This is a genomic window from Acidiphilium rubrum, assembly GCF_900156265.1.
Classification (GTDB): domain Bacteria; phylum Pseudomonadota; class Alphaproteobacteria; order Acetobacterales; family Acetobacteraceae; genus Acidiphilium; species Acidiphilium rubrum.
Genome location: NZ_FTNE01000008.1, coordinates 74,149 through 93,708 on the forward strand (window position 1 = coordinate 74,149; position 19,560 = coordinate 93,708).

A 19,560-nucleotide genomic window follows, 5' to 3' on the forward strand; every position below is an offset into this window, starting at 1 on the left:
GCTTCACGCCGATCACCCCGCATAATCCCACCCTCACAATGCCGCTTCGGCGCGCCGTACGGCGGCGAGCGGTGCCGCAGCGCGGCCGACGACGCGGCCGCCGATGACGGCGAGCCAATCGCCATCCGCGGGTGGCAGGGGGAGCAGCCGGATGAGTTTGGCGTCCCGATCGAGGGCGATGGCGCGGAACGTGCCGCGTTCGGTTTCCATTGGACCGTCCAAATGAATAACGCGGGCAATAGGGTTGCCCGCGTCATCAAGTCCAAGCCATTCGCGGGCGCGTTCACCCGCTTTTGTCATGATGCTATCGCGGCCACGCACCCAGCGAAGCCGCATTCCGTCAGACCTGACCCTGTGGGCGGATCATCATGCACTCTTCGCCATGATTTCGTCGGCGATGTTGCGCGGCACCGGGTCGTAGTGATGGAACTGCATGGTGAACGAGGCGCGGCCCTTTGTCTGGCTGCGCAGGTTCGAGATGTAGCCGAACATTTCCTTCAACGGCACCTGGGCGCGGACGATGATGGTGGAGCCCGAGCTTTCCTGGTTCTGGATCATGCCGCGGCGGCGGTTCAAGTCGCCGACGACGTCGCCGACGTGATCCTGCGGCGTGGTGACTTCCACGTCCATGATCGGTTCCAGAATGATCGGGCTGGCCTTTTTCATGCCTTCGCGGAAGCAGGCCTTGGCGGCGATTTCGAACGCGAGAGCACTCGAATCGACGTCATGGTACTTGCCATCGACCAGCGTGTATTTGAAGTCCACGGTCGGGAAGCCGGCGAGCACGCCGGTGTCGGCCTGGACCTTGATGCCTTTTTCAACAGCCGGAATATACTCGCGTGGCACCGAACCGCCGACCACCTTGTTTTCGAACACGATGCCGCCGTTGCGCTCCATCGGCTCGAAAATGATCTTGACTTCGGCGTACTGGCCCGACCCACCGGACTGTTTCTTGTGGGTATAAATCTCGGTATGCGGCCGCGAAATGGTTTCACGATACGCAACCTGCGGCGCGCCGATATTGGCATCGACGCCATATTCCCGGCGCAGACGGTCGATGATGATTTCAAGATGCAACTCGCCCATGCCGGACAGAATCGTCTGGCCGGTCTCCTGATCGGTCTTCAACCGCAGCGAGGGATCTTCACCGGCCAGTTTCTGCAGCGCGAGAGTCATTTTCTCGACCGCTTCCTTGGTCTTCGGCTCGACCGAAATGTCGATCACGGGTACCGGGAAGGCCATCCGCTCCAGGATCACCGGATCATCGGCCGAGGCAAGGGTATCGCCGGTGCCGGTGTCTTTCAGACCAACGAATGCCGCAATGTCGCCCGCGTGCACTTCCTTGATTTCCGCGCGCTTATCAGCGTGCATCTGGAACATGCGGCCGATGCGCTCCTTGTGATCCTTGGTGGTGTTCATCACCGAATCGCCGGATTTCAACGTGCCGGAATAGACGCGAACAAAGGTCAGGGTACCGTATTTGTCGTTGATGATCTTGAACGCCAGGCCGGAGAACGGCGCGTTCACATCCGCCTTGATCCGGCGCTGATGATCGCCTTCTTCCTCGCCTTCTTCAACCGCAACCTTGATGCCGGGCACATCGACCGGGCTCGGCAGATAATCAAGCACGGCATCAAGTAAAGGCTGCACACCCTTGTTTTTGAACGCTGTACCGCACAGCACGGGACGGAACGCGCCGGTGATGGTGCCGGTCTTGATCGCGCGCTTGAGGGTTTCGACCGAAACGTCGCCCTTCTCGAAATACTCTTCCATGCCCGCGTCGTCGACCGAGAGAGCGGTATCGAGCAGCACTTGGCGATGCTCCTTGGCCTGCTCCATCATCGCTTCGGGAATCGGCTCATCGTGGAATTTGGCACCCAGATCGCCGCCTTCCCAGATGATCGCCTTCATCTCGACCAGATCGACCACGCCGACGAAGCTGTCCTCGATACCGATCGGCAATTGCAGCGGCAGCGCAATGATATCGAGCTTTTCCTTCAGGGTCGCGAAGGCGCGATAGAAATCGGCACCGGTGCGATCCAGCTTGTTGATGAAAATAATGCGCGGCACATTGTAACGGTCGGCCAGGCGCCAGTTCGTCTCGGACTGCGGCTGCACGCCGGCGACGCCCTCGATGATGAAAATCGCGCCATCAAGCACGCGCAGGCTGCGGTTCACTTCGATGTTGAAATCGATATGGCCGGGGGTGTCGATGATATTGATGCGGTGGTCTTTCCACTCGCAGGTCACCGCGGCGGACGTAATGGTAATGCCGCGCTCACGCTCCTGATCCATATAATCGGTCGTGGTGTTGCCATCATGCACTTCGCCGATCTTATGCGACACACCGGTGTAGTGCAGAATGCGTTCGGTCGTGGTGGTCTTGCCGGCGTCGATATGCGCGGTAATGCCGATATTCCGGATCAGGTCGAGCGGGTTGCCGGCCATGAGAGTCTCCAAATTTTAGCTGATCAAGGTAAGTGACAGCGATTTCAACGAAAAGTCTTTTACAACAAGAAGCGGGCGCGATCACCGATGCGAAACGGCAATCCACCCGACCACGACCGGCTTTCGGCCAATCCTACCACGATAATGCCGCTTCCGCCCGCATTTTGCAACCCGAACCCCCGGGTGGGGCGCGAAAGCCAAGGGAAGAAGGGTCTTCTTTTTCGTGAACAAAAAAGAAGCAAAAAAAACTTTGTTAATTTGTGCCCGTGTGTGTGAAAACGCCCGTAGCCCAGCCGAGTAAAAGTTTTCTGCTTCTTTTTTTCAAAAAAGAAGCGCTTTCTACCCTATCCCGGCTGGACAATCACCCCACCCCGCATCGGCGCCGCAACACCCGTGGTCCCCGGCACCGACAACGGCAAACCATGGAGCACCCGCACGGCGAGAAACCCAAAACACTGCGCCTCCAGCGCATCGCCATCCCACCCCACCATCTCGACCGGTTGAACCGGCACCGCGAACCGCGCCCGCAACGCCGCCATGATCGCCCGGTTATGCCGCCCACCGCCGGTCACCAGAACCAATCGGGGCGGTTCGGGCATCGGTGCTGCGGCAACCGCCGCCGCGGTGAACGCGGCCAAGGTCGCCGCCCCATCGGCCACGCTCAGCCCTTCGGTCACCTCGGCAACCAGCGCCGAAAAATACAGCCGATCCAATGATTTCGGCGCCGGGCGCGCAAAATACCCATCCGCCAGCAACCGCGCCAACCGCGCCGCGTTCACCCGCCCGGATGCCGCCAGCGTCCCATCGCGGTCGAACGCCGCACCGGTATGGCGGTGCACCCAATCATCGAGCGGCCCGTTGCCCGGCCCGGTATCGCAGGCGAGAATCGCGCCATCACTCGCCAAAAACGTGATATTGGCGACGCCGCCGATATTGACGATCAACAACGGTTTTTCGAGCGTCGCCGCCATCGCCGCATGAAACAGCGGCACCAGCGGCGCGCCTTCGCCGCCCGCCGCGACGTCGGCCGAGCGGAAATCAGACGCGACCGGCAGACGAATTTTGTGCGCCAACCGTGCGGCATCACCGATCTGCCAGGTTCGCCGCGACGGCGGATCATGCAAAATGGTCTGACCATGAAACCCGGCAATCTCCGCCCGGCACGCCAGCATCGCCACCGCCTCGGCATGCCGATCCGCAATCACGCGCGACACGGCGACAATTTCAGGATCATCGAGCGCCAACCCCGGCGCCGCATCGAGCAACGCCCGCAACCGCAGCCGCAATGGTTCCTCGTACAACAAACAAGCCGTCTTGCCGGTCCGCACCACCGTTTCACCGTCGGTCTCGATCACGGCGGCATCGACACCATCGAGCGACGTCCCGCTCATTAACCCGATTGCAAGCATTTTGGTCTAACGCTGCCTGTGACGTGTTGCTGATTTCATCAGAGTGTCAATAACGCCACCAAAGCCGCTTGGCGAGGAGACGGTATGAACAAGGCGCTGCGCCTTGCCAGAAGGGATGTTCCGCTTGGGGTGGCGCTACCGTGGCTGACACTTCCTGTCGCGATACCGTTATGGCTGGTCTATATCCAGATTTTAAGCAAAAATATTTTTATTTCAGTAGACGGAACAATTCTACCAGACACGGCTATAAAATATTCACCGCTCAACAATGATATGATGCTGTTTTGGCCTGTCGCGCATCTCGTCACTAGCGGACATGCGGGCGATGTCTACAACACATCACTGTTCTCGACCTATCTTAGACTTCATTTTGGCGGTATAGTCCCGAGTTATTATCAGTGCCCTTACCTTCCACCCGGCCTATTAGCGCCTCTGATACTGGCTCCGTTCGGTATCTTGCCGGGTTTTCTGGTCTGGACGTTAGTCCTCACAGGCGGCAGCATCTGGCTCCTGCGCCTGATCAAAGCACCCTGGCCCGTCGTCGGTTTTGGACTGACTAGCGTGGCCTCGATCTATAATATGCTGGCTGGCCAACTCGGTCTGATCACTGGAACTCTCTTCCTGGTCGGACTCTTTTCGATCGCTTCAAACCCCAACCGCGCCGCCACCTGTTTTGGCTGCCTGATCATCAAGCCGCAGGCCGGTCTGCTTGCGCCGATCGCACTGCTTGCCCGCCGCCAATACCGCACAATCATAGTGAGTGGCCTCGTCGTGCTGGCACTTTGCGTTTTGACGACCTTGATTTGCGGCGCTGCGATCTGGCCCGCCTATCTCGATGAAGGAACCGCATCCGCTCGCAAAATCCTGATCGCACCGTTCCCGAACCAATACGAGGACAATGGCGCCTCGGTGTTCTGGATGATGCGCAGCTTTGGCGCCGGCGTCACCACGTCCGGCATCGTCCAGACCGCAACTGCTGTCGGTGCCACGGTCTGGTGCTGGGTCGCATGGCGGCGCGACACCAAGGATCACCTCGCCTTGATTACGCTGACCGCGGCCTTGACGATACTCGCCACGCCTTATGGCTACACCGTCGATTTATGCGGCTTCACACTGATGACCGGTTGGCTCGCCTGGGAGCGGAGGCAACTCGAACTCGCAGATGTTCTAATCTGGGTCTGGCCCGCCATCTGCCCCCTCGTCGCCACCGGGCTCCATATGGAGCTGACCCCGCTGATCCTCCTGCTCGGCGCGATCCGTGCCTGGAGGCGATTAGACGGAATTGGCACAACCGCCCCCGCGTGCTACCCGGTCCCGCTCTGAAACGAGCGGATTCTCATCATGACCGACGGCAGCGATTTCCTGCGCGAGGCCGAAGCGCGCGGATTTATTTTCCAGTGCACCGATACGGACGGCCTGCGCGACGCCATGCGCGCGGCCCCGGTCGCGGGGTATATCGGCTTCGATTGCACGGCGGATGGCCTGCACGTCGGAAGTCTGGTCCAGATCATGTTGCTCCGCCTGCTCCAACGCCATGGACACAAACCGATCGCGCTGATGGGCGGCGGCACGTCGCGGATCGGCGATCCGTCCGGCCGCGACAGCGAGCGCCAGATGCTGACCGACGATGATATCGCCCGCAACATGGCCGGCATTCGCGCCAATCTGGAAGCCTTTATCAATTTCGGCACCGGCGCGGGCGACGCGCTCCAGTTGAACAACGCCGATTGGCTTGAAAAACTTGGCTATATCGAAGTCCTGCGTGATGTCGGGCCGCATTTTTCGATCAATCGCATGATGACGATGGACAGCGTCAAAGCGCGGCTCGATCGCGAAGCACCGTTCAGCTTTCTCGAATTCAACTATGCCATCCTGCAAGGCTACGATTTCCGCGAACTCAACCGCCGCTACGGCGTCACCCTGCAAATGGGCGGCTCGGATCAATGGGGCAACATCGTCCAGGGCATGGAACTGGTGCGCCGGACCGATGGCAAAGCGACATTCGGCCTGACCACGCCGTTGATCGCCACCGCCTCCGGCGTCAAAATGGGCAAAACCGCCGCCGGTGCGGTCTGGCTGTCCGCTGAAAAACGCTCGCCGTTCGACTACTGGCAATTCTGGCGCAACACCGAGGATGCCGATGTCGGCCGCTTCCTGCGCCTGTTCACCGATCTGCCGCTCGATGAAATCGCGCGCCTGGAATCCCTAGGCGGTGCCGAAATCAACGAGGCGAAAAAAATCCTCGCAACCGCGGCCACCAGCCTCTGCCACGGTGCCGATGCCGCCGCCGCCGCCGCCGAAACCGCCCGCCGCACCTTCGAAGCGGGCGAAGCCGCCGATGATCTGCCCGGTATCGACATCCCGCGCGCCGAACTCGGCGCCGGCGTGCCCGCCATCGCCCTGCTCGTCCGCGCCGGCCTCGCCACCAGCAACGGCGAAGCCCGCCGCCTGATCCGCGGCGGCGGCGCCCGCCTGAACGACACCCCGATCACCGATGAAGCCCAGACCATCTCGCTCACCGACCTGATCGACGGCGTGGCCAAGCTCTCGGCCGGCAAAAAACAGCACCGCCTGGTGCGCGCCGGATGATCGACGCCCCGTTCGTCCTGCCCGATCAGCCCAGTGCGGCCGAAGCGATCGCGCAACTGCACGAGGAATTGTTCCTGTTCGATGATTGGATGGATCGGTATCAATTCATCATCGAACTCGGCCAGTCCCTGCCCGCCTACCCGGACGCGCTGAAAACCGATGACCGCCTGGTGCCCGGCTGCCAGAGCCGGGTCTGGCTGGAACCGATCCAGGATGACAACAAATTATACTTTGCCGGCGCGTCGGATGCCGCGATCGTCGGCGGCCTGGTCGCCCTGTTGCTGCATGTCTATTCCGGCCGCACGCCCGATGAAATCCGCGCAACGCCTGCGAATTTCCTGAAAGACTGGGGCCTGATCGGCGCATTGTCCGGCAACCGGGGCAACGGCGTCGCAGCCATGGCCGAACGAATTCAACGGTTTGCAAGCCGAACATAGGGCAAATAACGGTCCTTTATTTCACGTGAAATAAAGGACCGTCGTCCTGAATGACGTACAGTTATTGTAGAAACTTCAGTCGAATTGACTCAGGATTTCAGCCGGATCTGTCCGTCCATCCCCGGCCAATCTGAGTAGCCGGTGGCATCGCCCCCATACCAGTATGCTTTCGGCGCCTCGGCCAATGGCGAACCATTGCGCAGGCGCTCGACCAGATCGGGATTGGCAATAAACGGGCGGCCAAAACTGATCAGATCGGCTTTACCCTCGCTCACCGTCGCTTCGGCGAGTTCACGTGTGTAGTTGTTGTTGGCGATATAGGCACCCGTGAAAGCCTTGCGGAACGCCATGTAATCGATGCCATCCGCAGCACGGCTCAATTGGGTAACGCCCTCGATATCATGGATATACAGCAGGCCGAACTTGTTGAGTTCCTTGATATAGGCCCCGTAGGTCGCCATCGGATTGCTGTCGAGCGGCGTTTCGCCAGGCATCGTGGTACCGGGGGACATGCGCAGGCCAACTCGCCGGCCACCGCCCCACACCTTGGTGACGGCGGCAACCACTTCGAGCGGAAAGCGCAGCCGGTTTTCGACCGAACCACCATAGCGATCCGTACGCTGGTTGGAACTGTCGCGGATGAATTGCTCCAGCAGGTAATTGTTTGCCGAATGCACCTCGACCCCATCGAACCCGGCATCCTTGGCGCATTGCGCGGCGTGGGCGTAATCCGCCACGATCGCCGGAATTTCATCGGTTTCCAGGGCGCGCGGGGTCACGTGATCCTTCAGGCCTTCGTTGGTGAACGCCTGGCCCTTCGGGGCGATCGCTGAAGGTGCCACCGGCAGCTCGCCGCCATGCAGATCGGGATGCGAAATCCGCCCGGTGTGCCAGAGCTGCAGGAACATTTTGCCGTCATTGGCATGCACAGCCGTCGTCACACGCCGCCACGCGGCCACCTGCGCCTCGGTCCAGATGCCCGGAGTCAGCGCATAACCGCGCGCCTGGGCCGAGATGTTGGTGGCTTCGGAAATAATCAGCCCGGCACTCGCGCGCTGGGCGTAATAATCGGCCGCGAAATCAGGCGGCACGCCGGCGTCCGACGAGCGGCTGCGCGTCAGCGGCGCCATCACAATGCGGTTTTTCAGTGCGAGATCACCGATCGTGATCGGCTGGAACAAGGGGGAGTCGGTTTTTTGCAACATGATAACATCCATCTCAAACGTGGCGCCGGAACGGCGATCGATTTGGAGATAGGGGTTGTTGCACCGCAAAATAACCCCGCGCGCGCTACGCCTCGCCCGAATTGCGTGGCATTGCCGCCAGCAATGCCATGCCCACCAGCATGGTGGCCGCGGCCATGAACAGCGCACCGCGATAGCTGCCGGTCAGCGCCGCGATCATGCCGGACGCCGCAGGGGCGATGACCTGGGCGGCACCGAAACTGATAGTCAGCCGCGCCATCGCCTTGGCCGGATTGCTGGGGAACAGCCGGCCGATGATGCTCAGGATCATGCTGGTGATGCCGTTGAACGATGCGCCGTAAATCAGCGCGGCAAGCAACAGCAAGGCCAGCCCGGCGCTGAGCGCGGACAGCATGATGCTGGTAAACAGCAGGCCGAACGCGGCAAGCAGCGCCGTCTTGTCGCCGGTGCGTCGCGCGATGCGGTCCCACAACGGGCAGGACGGCATGGCACCGAGACCGACCACCACCCAGACCAGATTGCCATAGCCATGCAGCGCCGGATGATGCGCCGCGATCGCGACGATGAAGGTGGCACTGACCACGTAGCCGACGCCGGCACAGAAATAGGCCATCGTGAACAGAACAAGCCAGACCCGCGAGGGCGGACGATCGGCAGGCACTACATGATGCACGCTGACCGGCATGGGTGCTGGCATCCACACCCAGGCCGGGATCAGCAGGAGCAGCCCGGCGCCACCGGCGACCAGCCATTGATCGGCCCAGTTCAGCGACCCTGCCATCACCACGGCGAGCAGGCCGGACACCGCGATCCCCAGCCCGACGCCGCCGAAATGAATCCCAAGCTCCAGCCGGCGGCCATGCTGGCGTAGCCAGTTCAACACGAGCCCGGAACTCAGCAGCAGCCCCGCCACTGCGGAAACCCCGGCGGCGAACCGCAATGCGGCCCACACCACGATATCGGTGGTCAGCCCCATGCCGGCGGTGCCGACCAATGCCACCAGCAACAGGACGCGATAGAGCCGGAATTTCGCCGCGAGATCGCCCACCGAGGCCGCAAGCAGTGTGCCAGCCATATAGCCGGCGTAATTTATGGTCGCGAGCCAGCCGCCGCCGGTGACCGAAAGATGCGCCTGCGCCTGCATCAAAGGCAGCAGCGGCGTGTATAAAAACCGCGCGAGCCCGACCGTGAGCACCATGCTGGCGACGCCGGCGGTCATGACTTTCGCGGCCTCGATCGAGGTTGCCGTGCGTGCCATCGTGCTCATCGGTCAGGATCGGGCGCGGGCGAAACGCCAGTAGCGCGGCGTGCGGCCGGCGCGGATGGCCTTGGCTTCATAGCGCGTCGGGCACCAATCATCCGGCCGGGTGGTGGTGGTCTCGATCCGGTCGAACAGCGCCGACTCCCCGAACACCTGGTCGACCCAGGCCTGATAGGTCGGATCGTCGCTGGCGATCCGCCATTCACCGCCCGGTACAAGGACGCGGGCGACATCGGCCAGGGTCGCCGGGTGGACGAAGCGGCGCTTGGCGTGGCGCGCCTTCGGCCAGGGGTCGGGGAACATCAGATAGACCCGCCCGATCGATGCGGGGGCCATGCTGCGGATCAGCGGCCGCGCGTCATCGTCGTGTACCCGCAGATTGGCAGGGATCATCGCCGCTTCGCCCAGGGGGGCGAGGCGCGATAGCAGCGAGGCGATCGAATTGGCAAACACTTCGCAGGCGATCAGGCCGATATCCTGATGCAAGGCGGCAATCGCCTGGGCATGTTCGAACCCGCCGGCGCCGACCTCAAGCCAGGTTTCGCGCGGCGCGATGCCGAAGCCAGCATCCGGCCAGCGCAGGCGCGGCAGCAGCATGTCGATCAGCTCGGTCTGGCGCGCCCGCAGGGCATGACCGACCGCCCGACCGTAGAGACGGTCGGGCGGCGGCTTGACCCCCATGCGTGGGTTAGCGTCCAAACGCCGATTTCAAGGTCGGGACCAGATCGGTCTTTTCCCAGGTAAAGGTGCCGAGTTCGGCATCGGGTTCGCGGCCGAAATGGCCGTAGGCGGAGGTCGGCACATAGATCGGCCGGTTGAGATGCAGGTGCTCGCGAATGCCGCGCGGCGTCAGATTGACCGACTCGCGCAGCACGCGCTCGATTTTGGCCTGTTCGACATCGTTGCCGGTGCCATGCAGATCGACATAGACCGACAGCGGATGCGACACGCCGATGGCGTAGCTGACCTGAATGGTGCAGCGGCTGGCGAGCCCCGCGGCGACGACGTTTTTCGCGAGGTAACGGCACATATAGGCCGCCGAGCGATCGACCTTGGTCGGGTCCTTGCCGGAGAACGCACCGCCGCCGTGCGGTGCGGCGCCACCGTAGGTATCGACGATGATCTTCCGCCCGGTCAGCCCGCAATCGCCGTCCGGCCCGCCGATGACGAAATTGCCGGTCGGGTTGACGTAAAAATGATCATCCTCGCACATCCAGCCTTCCGGCAGCAGTTCGGTGATCAGCGGCCGCAGCATCGCCTTGATCGCCTTCTGACTTAACCCCTCATCATGCTGGGTCGACACCACGATCGACGTCGCACCGACCGGCTTGCCATCGACATATTTCAGCGTCACCTGGCTCTTCGCGTCCGGCTGCAGGCCGGCGGCGCGGGTGTCACCGATTTTGCGCAACTCCGCCATGCGGCGCAGAATCAGATGCGCGTAATGGATCGGTGCGGGCATCAGCGCTTCGGTTTCGGTACAAGCGTAGCCGAACATGATGCCCTGATCACCGGCGCCTTCGTCCTTGTTGCCCGACGCATCGACACCGACCGCGATATCGGCCGACTGGGCGTGCAGCAGCACATCGATATTGGCGTCGCGCCAGGAAAAACCCTCCTGGTCGTAGCCGATATCCTGCACCGCCATGCGGGCGAGATGAGCGAGGTATTCATTAGTGATCGAGGCAGGACCACGGGTCTCGCCGGCCAGCACGATCTGGTTGGTGGTCACCAGGGTTTCGCAGGCGACCCGCGCATAAGGGTCGGCCGCCAGATAGGCATCGAGCACGGTATCGGAAATACGGTCGGCCACCTTGTCGGGGTGACCTTCGGAAACCGATTCCGAAGTGAACAGAAATTCGCCTTGGTCGCGCATGGATTTCTCCTCTTGTCGCGAAATGCCCGGAGCCGGGGAGCGCCCTGGCCACATGCCGGAGCCATCCGGCATTGGCCGAAACAGCGGTTTGGGTCAAGATTGAGACTTGGCTGATGCGGACGGAGGGGTAGAAGAAGGAAGCGGTTCTTTTTTGAAAAAAAGAACCAAAAAACGTTCTATCTCCGGGGCACGGGCGTTCGAAACGGCACGGGCCCAAATCAACAAAGTTTTTTTGCTTCTTTTTTGTTCACAAAAAAGAAGACTCTCCTGCCTTGAACGCCCGAACCCGCAGCGATCAGCCAACCCTGAGCACAGTCGGCGTCACCGGATCGAGCATCAGGTCCAGCCGACGAACCGGCCCCGTCTTGGCCCCGCTCCGCAAATCCGTCGTCGCGGCGGGCGATGCCAGATGGAGCGTGAACGGCGCGACGGTGCCGCCATCTGCAAAACTGCGATGCATGGCCAGCAGGGTTGCACCATGATGGCGGAAGCGGAACAGCCGCACCGGATCACCGACCTGACCGTCCGCCCGCTCGACGCGGAATGGGGCGTGCAGGCCGGCGCGGGCGAACACAATGGTCGCACGGTCGCCCGATGGCGACTGGATGATCGCGTTGCCGCCGGCCTGGAACAAATCCGCCAGCACCGGGCGCTCGCGCGCGCGGCTATGCTCGTCGAACGCGCCGGGTGCGATATCCGCCACCACGATGCCGCCGCCGGCGACGAAGCGGCGGACGGCGGCCGCCGCCCGATCCGACAGCGCGATTACATGCGGCAAGACCAAAAGGCGGATGCGCCCGGACTCCAGCGCGCCCTGCTCGATCAGGCCTTGTGCGGTGTAATGGCCCTGAAATCCGGCATGATCGATCAGCGTGGCAAAGCCGCGCATGGCGGCGTGTACCGCATCGTTCGATGCGGTCTCGACCGAGGGACCGCGATTTTCCCAGCGGCTCCAGTCACCGCGCCGATCGAGCAGCCATTGGGTGCGCAGGCTGGCGGGCGAGTAGAGTATCGCGATGCCGTCGTCGATCCGCTCGGCGGCAAGCAGGGTGCGGCCGAGCGGCCCGCGCAACGCCGCGAACACCGGCGCGGCCTGCACGGCCCAAGGGCCAAGCGTACCATCAGCCAGCACCATGGTGCTGGATGGATCCCACAATATGGCACCGCGCATGCCGCGCAGCACGCTGCGCCAGAGTTGATGGCGCTGTGCCGGATCGGCGCCTGCACTCGTGAGCAGCATGACCAGCGACGGATTGAGCGAGCGGGCGATTTCGATATTCTCGTCCCCGTGATAGATTTCCATCACATCGACCGCGCCAGCAAGATGCGTGTAATTATAGCCGCCCCAACCCGGGATCTGCGCCCCTTCGATCGCGGCGAGCGCGCCAGGGTCGGCGGCATGGACCGCCTGGGTACCAAGCCGGACCGCGCGGGCGAAGGCGACATCCATCCAGCGTTTGAAATCGGCCCAGCCGGAAAAATTACGGCCGAACTGGCGCACAGCCGCATCGGTCAGGACCGGCGTGACGGCGTCCCAACTGCTGAAATCGGCCTCCCACTGGCGATTGAGCGCGGCGAGGCTGGGGTATTGGGTTTTCAGCCAGGCGCGCATTCCGGCGAGCGAGCTTGGTGCCAGATCGAAATCCCAGTTGGCGGCGAGATCGGCGATACCGGGCTCATCGGCCAGGCTGTAATAGAGCGGACGATAGCGCGCATAATCGCGCACCACCCGGCCAAGCCGGCCCTGAACGCGCGCGAGCCAGACCGGGTCGGACAGGCCGGGATTGCGGATGAACGCGGCAGGGTCGTTCGGGTGCTTGCGATGCAGCGCCTGCACCGCCAGGAACGCCGCATCCACCGGCCGGTCGGGAAACCAGCGATGATAGGCCGAGTAAAAATCGGTCGCGATGTTCTCCACGTAAAACCGCATGCCGCGCCGCGCGAACGCGGCGGCCTGCGGGTTGGCCGGATTGCCGGCAGCATCGTCACGGCTGGTGAAGATCTTGCCGTTGGTGACGCCGATGCGTTGCAGCGTATCGAGTTGGGCGTCGTTCTGGTGCTGATAAATAATCGCCTGCCAGTCCGGCCAGACGTGTTGCGGCGTATCACCGCGGGCCGCCGGTGCCGTGGCACCAAGCCCGATCAGCGCAAGGAGCGATCGCCGGGACAGCATCGTGACGACGCTACAGCATGGCCAGAGGCTGCTTGCGCCGCGGCGGCGGATGGGCGGCATCGATCGCGGCAAGGTCGGAGTCGCTCAGCACAATGGCGGCCGCAGCGGCATTGTCACGGACATGATCGAGCGTGGCGGCCTTGGGGATCGCGATGACGTTGCCCTGCCGCAGGCACCAGGCAAGCGCAATCTGCGCCGCCGTCGCGCCATGGCGCTGCGCGACGGCGGCGAGCGCCGGCGAGCGCAGCAATCGTCCAGCCTGACCGAGCGGCGAATAGGCCATGACGGGCATGCCGAGGCTGCGGCACCACGGCAGCAGATCGAATTCGATGCCGCGCGCATCGGGGTGGTAGAGCACCTGGTTGGTGGCGCAATGGCCACCCTCCGGCAGCGCCAGCAGTTCGGTCATGTCATCGGTATCGAAATTCGACACCCCCCACCGCCGGATGTGGCCGGCCGCGCGCAGGCGTTCGAACGCGGCGATGGTTTCCGCCAGCGGATGGCTGCCGCGCCAGTGGAGCAGATAAAGATCGAGATAATCCGTGCCGAGGCGCTTCAGGCTGGCGGCACACGAGCGGGCGACACCGGCCGCCGAGGCGTTGTGGGGATAGACTTTGCTCACCAGAAACACCCGGTCGCGCTGGCCGGCGATGACCTCGGCGATCAGACGTTCGGACTTGCCCTCGCCATACATTTCGGCCGTGTCGATCAGCGTGAGGCCATGATCGATGCCGGCGCGCAGGGCGGCACGCTCGGCGGCGGCGTTTGATCGGGCATCGCCCACATTCCAGGTGCCCTGACCGATGGCGGGAACCGGCGTACCGTCCTTCAGCGTGATCTGGGGGATCATAGGCCGAGCAGATCGCGCATGCCGTAGAGCCCGGCTGGCCTCGTGGCGAGGAACAGCGCGGCCTGGACCGCGCCATCGGCAAAAATGCGGCGGTCGAGCGCGTGATGGGTCAGGGTGATCTGTTCGGTCGCGCTGGTGAACATCGCGCTATGGCTGCCGACGATCTGGCCGCCGCGCAGGGCGGCGAAGCCGATCGCCCCCGCCTCGCGCGGGCCGGTATGGCCATCGCGGCCGGACTGCATGACCGCTGCAAGATCGACCCCCCTGCCCCGCGCGATCGCATCGCCAAGACTGATGGCGGTGCCGGAAGGCGCGTCGATCTTCTGGCGGTGATGCATTTCGAGGATTTCGGCATCATGGGTGCTTGCGGCAAGGGCGGCGCCGAGGCGCTCGGCCAGGGCGAACACCAGATTGACGCCGGGCGCGAAATTCGCGGCTTGGAACACCGGAATTTGCGCCGCTGCGGCGCGGACCGCGACCTCATCGGCCGCGGTCAGCCCGGTGGTGCCGAGCACCCAGGGAGTGCCGCTTCCGGCAAGAATAGCGGCATGCCGCCGGACCGTGGCCTGGGTAGTGAAATCGATGATGACGTCTGCCCCCGCCGCAAGATCTGCAAGATCGCCGGCCCGGCCGACGCCGCCCGCCAACACCGCACCCGCGGCCGGAACCGAATCAGCGAGCAGCCTGCCCATGCGGCCGGTTATGCCAGCAATGCCGATGCGGAGAACGGGTCCATCCATGATCCCTGCGGTATCGGCCGGCGCGCGGGGTTTGGCAACCTGAGCCACCAGCGCCGATCACGGCCATGTCGCCTTCGAGGATCGATCCTGAGGCATTCGGCTCCAACATCGGGTAAAACGCGAAAATCTAATCCTAGGATCGAGCCTTCATCTGCAGATCGTGAGTCATCGATTCCAGTAACTCGATGATTTATCAGTTTTAAAAAATATCAGTGCACTAAATAACTTCGATCTATATTTGAGTGATTTGTCTATCAGGAATTATTTTAGAATATAAACAGATTGTTCATAAATATCCAGTATCTTAAAATGAAAACGAAATAGTTTTAATCGCCAAACCACAGCAGCTGACGTCAATCATAGCCGGGATTCCAATCGTCATGGGATTGAATATCAAATACTTTCATACTATTCTGGCAGGATATTTATTCGTTACGATCTGCTTCTGGAGCAGCGTGACAGTGCGGGCGAGTACCGCGACAACGAATTTTGCGGTCACCGCCACCGTACTGAAAACCTGTACGATCAGCGCCTTACCCCTGTCGTTTACCGCCTACACCGGTGCGGTCGATAACAGCACCACCACCATATCGGTTACCTGCACCAACGGCACAAATTATAATATCGGGCTGAGCGCAGGACTTGCCAACGGCGCGACCGTGTCCACCCGGGCCATGGTCTGCAACACCAGCAGTACCTGCGGCAGCTCGACCCTCGCTTACGCTCTCTATCAACCTGGCGGCACCACGACCAACTGGGGACAGACAATCGGTACGGATACCGTTGCAGGTACCGGCACCGGCACGGCGCAATCGCTGATCGTGAACGGGCAGATCGCTGCGGGGCTGACACCCGAGGCCGGCTCTTTCGCTGATACCATCACCGCGACGATCACATACTGATCCGGTGCGTTGCATGGTGATATTCCGTCCTTTCGAGCGTGGCGCTGGAACCTTGGTTGCTCTCAAGGCGCACGGACTCGTGCAACGAAGCCTCGTAGCCTTGCGCGTCACGATCGAGGACCGCTCCGGCGGCCGGCGCGTTTTGATCGGCATGGTGCTGTTGTGTTCATGGGCGATAGCGGCGCCGCGTGCGGCGGCACAGACGTTGGCGGTATCGCCGGTTGGGGTGCAATTCGCGCCGGGCCAGGTAAGTGCGATGGTCACTCTGGCCAATCGGGGCGACATGGCGACGTCGTTTCAGGTGCGGGTGATGGCATGGCATCAGACCGCCGATCGGGTTGTCGTCACGGGGTCCCTGCAGCCTTCGGCGGCGGGAATAATTGCATCGCCGCCGCTGGGCACGATCGGGCCAGGACAGACGCAGACGATCCGGCTGTTATGTATCCGACCACCAGTCAGCCGGGAGTCGGTCTATCGGCTGATTATCGACCAGCTGCCGCCGCCGGCAAGCCCTGGACGGGTGCGGTTGGTGTTGCGCATGTCGCTGCCGGTATTCGCCGAACCGCAAGGCGGCACCGCGCCGACGGTTACATGGTCGGTATTCTCAACATCCAAGGGTACAATGTTGGAAGCGCGCAACACCGGCACGCGGCATGTCTCGCTGACCGATATTCGACTCGCCTCCGCAGGCCGGACACAGGCAATCGGCGCCGGTCAGCTACCATATCTCCTGGCGGGTGCGACGCGTCGATGGAGGATCGGGCCGGGATTGCGTCTGGCGGTGGGGATGCCGGTGAACATCACCGCGTCGACCGACTCGCGGATCGTGCTGCGGCAGGTTACCGTTGTTGCGGCCCCGTGATTGTGGGGTCGGGCTGGGTCGGATTATCGGCTTCATGCTTGCAGTGCTTGCCGCCACGGTCGGGGCTGCGACCGGCGCGCGCGCGGCTGCTGTTCTTGTGCTGGACGTCGTGTTGAACGGACGTGACACCGGCCAAGTCGGAAGCTTCCTGTTGGCGGGTGGCAGGGTCAGCGCCACCGCTTCCCAGATCAGGGCGATGGGGATCTTGGCGGATTGTGGGTCCGGCCGATGCGATCTGAGCACGATTGCTGGTCTTCGATGGCGGATCGACGCTCATACCCAGACGATCGTCCTGACTGCACCTTCACGTTTGCTAGCAACACAACGGATCCAGGCGGATGCCACTGCGCAGCGGTATCCCGTCACCGGCGGCACGGGGGCGGTTTTCACTTATGATCTGAACTCGATCCGCTCGGGCGGGCAGACGCTGTCGAGCGGGCTGCTGACGTTGCACGGCTTTTCCGCTGACAGCGCCATCACGGCGGATTCGCTCGTCGAAATGGGGCCGCGCGGCAGCCTGGGCGGCAACGCCCTGGTGAGACTGGACACGACCTATGTGTATTCCGCGCCATCAAAGCTGCGCCAGGTCAGCCTTGGAGATTTCGTTGGTTCTGGCCTCGCGTGGTCGCGACCTGTTCGGCTTACAGGGGTGCAGATCGCTTCTAATTTTGGACTCCAACCGGGGTTGATCACTTATCCGCTGCCCAGTGTAAGCGGCAGTGTTGCGGTTCCGTCCACCATCGACGTGCTGGTCGATCAGACCAGGATGCTGACGCACGCGTTGCAGCCGGGACCGTTCGAAGTGGCGCAGATACCGGTGATGACCGGGGCAGGACAGATTTCGATCGCGACAACCGATGCGCTCGGTCGGCACACTGTCACCACCACCAATTTCTATACAAGCCCGGACCTTTTGCGGCCCGGGCTTACATCTTATGCGCTGGAGCTTGGCGCCCTCCGGCTGAATTGGGGATCGATCAGCAACGATTATGGCCCGTTGGTCGGTTCAGCCACGCTGCGGCGAGGGATCGCACCTGATATCACGATCGAGACCCATGGCGAGACGACCCGAGGACTGCTGATGGCGGGGGGTGGTGCGGTGATCGACGTGGCGAATGCCGGCGTGGTCGGCTTCGACGTTGCGGGGTCTTCGCTGGACGGACGTGCGGGATTCGACCTGGCGCTCGACGCGCGGCACGACGGCAGGCAATGGACGCTGGGTGCATCGGCGACCATCGCCGGGCCACGGTTCGCCGATATCGCCGCTGCTAACGGCCAATCTTATCCGCAGCGGCAGGTCAGTGCGATTGTCGGACGGCGCCTCGGCCGGTTCGGCTCGCTTGGGATCGGCTACGCGCAAATCGATACGCCCCATTATCGATCCGTGCGAGGCGCTGACGCGTTAGGGACGATCGCCGGATCCGAGCCGATCACTGCTGCAACTCATGCCCAAATCGTTACCGTGAGCTACTCGGCGCAGGCATTCGGCACGGCAGTCTATGCGACCGGCTATCACGATTTCGCGCAGCGAGGCGACAGCGGGGTGATGTTCGGCATTGCCATCCCGCTCAGTGCGCGGCGGTCGAGCGGGGCGCAGTTGGGGGTGGCAAACGGGTCTGGGTATGGCGCGGTTCAGGCGCAGCAGACGGCGGATCATACAGGTGAATTTGGCTACCAGCTCGATCAATCGGTCGGCGTGGCAGGCAGCGGTTTCGCGTCAGGGCAGTATCAGTCGGGCGTGGGTAATTTTTCGGCCGGCATCGGACGCAGCGACGGAGCATTGATCACGCAGGCCCGAGCGTCCGGTTCCGTGGCGCTGCTCGATCGGCAGGTTTTTCTGTCGCCTCCGGTCAACGACAGTTTTGCCGTGGTCGATACCAGCGGCGTTGCCGGGGTCCGCGTCATGGACGAGAACCGGCTGGTGGGCCGAACCGACGGCGCCGGCCGACTCCTGGTGCCGGGACTGACGGCATTTACCGCCAACCGATTGTCGATCGATCCGCTGGATGTGCCCTTGAATGTGACCGTGCCGTTCACCGAGGCCACGGTGGTACCGGGCGAACATGCCGGCGTGGTCGTGCGTTTCCCGCTCGAGCGCAGCCGGGCCGCGCTGGTGACGGTGCTGGATTCACGGGGCCAGCCGGTGCCACTCGGGAGTACCGCCCGGTTGGCCGGTAACGCATTTCCGGTCGGGCATGGCGGCGTGATGTATCTGACCCACCTGCGGCCGACAAATCGATTGACGATCGTGACACCAGACGGCGCGCACTGCCGCGTGCGGTTCGCCTACCGTGACCTCGCCGTACCTTTGCAGACGATCGGGCCATTGCGATGCGTTGGTTTCTGATCGCGGGATTCGGAATACTCGCGGCGACGTCACCTGCGGCTGCCAGCTTGCTCAATGCAACGTGCAGCTTGAGTGCAACCGCCCTCGCGTTCGGCATCTATGCGCCGGGTGCACGCAGTGCCGACACGGCAAGTGGCAGCGTGACGGTGACGTGCACGGCTCTGTTGGCGGTTTCCGGTTCATATCAGCTGACTGCGAGCACCGGCAATGCCGGAACCTACACCGCCCGGCAGATGAGCGGCACGCCGACCACCCTCGCATATCAACTCTACACGAATGCATCGGACAGCGTCGTCTGGGGCGATGGCAGTGGCGGCACCGGCGTCATCAGTGGCAGCTTTCCGCTCTTCATTCTGTCATCCTCGCAAACTTTGCAATTCTATGGCGCCATTCCGCCCGAGCAGAACATCGATGCTGGATCGTACAGCGATGTCATCATCGTCACGATCGAATACTGACCA

17 protein-coding genes are annotated in these 19,560 nt (G+C 62.6%); 7 read left to right on the forward strand and 10 right to left on the reverse strand.

All coding sequences use genetic code 11. From position 1 onward, the window contains the following. Positions 1-33: 33 nt before the first annotated feature. The 3 genes from BW994_RS20160 to BW994_RS07935 form a co-directional block, all read right to left on the reverse strand. The gene (locus BW994_RS20160; protein WP_245594042.1) at positions 34-210 is read right to left on the reverse strand and encodes a hypothetical protein; all 177 of its coding nucleotides are present in this window, start codon (positions 208-210) and stop codon (positions 34-36) included. Positions 211-366: 156 nt separating this feature from the next. Further along, positions 367-2,448 (reverse strand): elongation factor G, encoded by a 2,082-nt coding sequence (gene fusA / locus BW994_RS07930; protein ID WP_029310652.1) that lies wholly within the window; start codon positions 2,446-2,448, stop codon positions 367-369. Between the two features lie 344 nt (positions 2,449-2,792). Beyond that, positions 2,793-3,857, reverse strand: coding sequence for an anhydro-N-acetylmuramic acid kinase (locus tag BW994_RS07935; protein WP_029310651.1), 1,065 nt, complete (start codon positions 3,855-3,857; stop codon positions 2,793-2,795). A gap of 84 nt (positions 3,858-3,941) precedes the next feature. Between BW994_RS07935 and BW994_RS07940 the strand changes: the two genes are divergently transcribed. The 3 genes from BW994_RS07940 to BW994_RS07950 are packed head-to-tail and all read left to right on the forward strand — an operon-like array spanning position 3,942 to position 6,883. Further along, on the forward strand, positions 3,942-5,180 hold the full coding sequence (locus BW994_RS07940) for a glycosyltransferase family 87 protein (protein ID WP_081848988.1): 1,239 nt from the start codon (positions 3,942-3,944) through the stop codon (positions 5,178-5,180). Positions 5,181-5,198: 18 nt separating this feature from the next. Continuing rightward, complete coding sequence (gene tyrS, locus BW994_RS07945) at positions 5,199-6,446, forward strand: tyrosine--tRNA ligase (RefSeq protein WP_029310649.1); 1,248 nt, start codon at positions 5,199-5,201, stop codon at positions 6,444-6,446. Further along, entirely contained in the window at positions 6,443-6,883 is a 441-nt protein-coding gene (locus BW994_RS07950; RefSeq protein WP_029310648.1) for a SufE family protein, read from the forward strand. The genes tyrS and BW994_RS07950 overlap by 4 nt, the downstream gene beginning before the upstream one ends. 89 nt (positions 6,884-6,972) lie before the next feature. Here the strand turns inward: BW994_RS07950 and BW994_RS07955 are convergent, their stop codons facing one another. The 7 genes from BW994_RS07955 to dapB form a co-directional block, all read right to left on the reverse strand. After that, the gene (locus BW994_RS07955; protein ID WP_029310647.1) at positions 6,973-8,088 is read right to left on the reverse strand and encodes an alkene reductase; all 1,116 of its coding nucleotides are present in this window, start codon (positions 8,086-8,088) and stop codon (positions 6,973-6,975) included. 85 nt (positions 8,089-8,173) lie between these two features. Beyond that, on the reverse strand, positions 8,174-9,355 hold the full coding sequence (locus tag BW994_RS07960; protein ID WP_029310646.1) for a YbfB/YjiJ family MFS transporter: 1,182 nt from the start codon (positions 9,353-9,355) through the stop codon (positions 8,174-8,176). Positions 9,356-9,358: 3 nt separating this feature from the next. Beyond that, positions 9,359-10,030 carry a tRNA (guanine(46)-N(7))-methyltransferase TrmB gene (trmB, locus tag BW994_RS07965; RefSeq protein ID WP_035227920.1) on the reverse strand — a complete coding sequence of 224 codons (672 nt, stop codon included), beginning with the start codon at positions 10,028-10,030 and terminating at the stop codon, positions 9,359-9,361. 7 nt (positions 10,031-10,037) lie between these two features. Next, on the reverse strand, positions 10,038-11,225 hold the full coding sequence (metK, locus tag BW994_RS07970) for a methionine adenosyltransferase (protein WP_029310644.1): 1,188 nt from the start codon (positions 11,223-11,225) through the stop codon (positions 10,038-10,040). 295 nt (positions 11,226-11,520) lie between these two features. Next, positions 11,521-13,398 carry a hypothetical protein gene (locus tag BW994_RS07975; protein WP_139334031.1) on the reverse strand — a complete coding sequence of 626 codons (1,878 nt, stop codon included), beginning with the start codon at positions 13,396-13,398 and terminating at the stop codon, positions 11,521-11,523. A 10-nt stretch (positions 13,399-13,408) separates the two neighbouring features. Then, positions 13,409-14,245: an aldo/keto reductase gene (locus BW994_RS07980; RefSeq protein ID WP_281174424.1), complete on the reverse strand. Its 837-nt coding sequence runs from the start codon at positions 14,243-14,245 to the stop codon at positions 13,409-13,411. Further along, positions 14,245-14,988, reverse strand: a complete 744-nt coding sequence (gene dapB, locus BW994_RS07985; protein WP_029310641.1) for a 4-hydroxy-tetrahydrodipicolinate reductase — start codon at positions 14,986-14,988, stop codon at positions 14,245-14,247. Before dapB ends, BW994_RS07980 begins: the two co-directional genes overlap by 1 nt. A 380-nt stretch (positions 14,989-15,368) precedes the next feature. Here dapB and BW994_RS07990 point away from each other — a divergent pair, with 380 nt between their 5' ends. From BW994_RS07990 to BW994_RS08005, 4 genes are all read left to right on the forward strand, one after another. Continuing rightward, positions 15,369-15,890 carry a Csu type fimbrial protein gene (locus BW994_RS07990; protein ID WP_081848987.1) on the forward strand — a complete coding sequence of 174 codons (522 nt, stop codon included), beginning with the start codon at positions 15,369-15,371 and terminating at the stop codon, positions 15,888-15,890. A 79-nt stretch (positions 15,891-15,969) separates the two neighbouring features. Then, a complete protein-coding gene (locus tag BW994_RS07995) occupies positions 15,970-16,752 on the forward strand; it encodes a fimbrial biogenesis chaperone (protein WP_162176769.1) in 783 nt (260 codons plus the stop codon). A gap of 34 nt (positions 16,753-16,786) precedes the next feature. Beyond that, positions 16,787-19,099: a fimbria/pilus outer membrane usher protein gene (locus BW994_RS08000; RefSeq protein ID WP_051657139.1), complete on the forward strand. Its 2,313-nt coding sequence runs from the start codon at positions 16,787-16,789 to the stop codon at positions 19,097-19,099. After that, complete coding sequence (locus BW994_RS08005) at positions 19,084-19,557, forward strand: Csu type fimbrial protein (protein WP_029310637.1); 474 nt, start codon at positions 19,084-19,086, stop codon at positions 19,555-19,557. Before BW994_RS08000 ends, BW994_RS08005 begins: the two co-directional genes overlap by 16 nt. Positions 19,558-19,560: the final 3 nt, after the last annotated feature.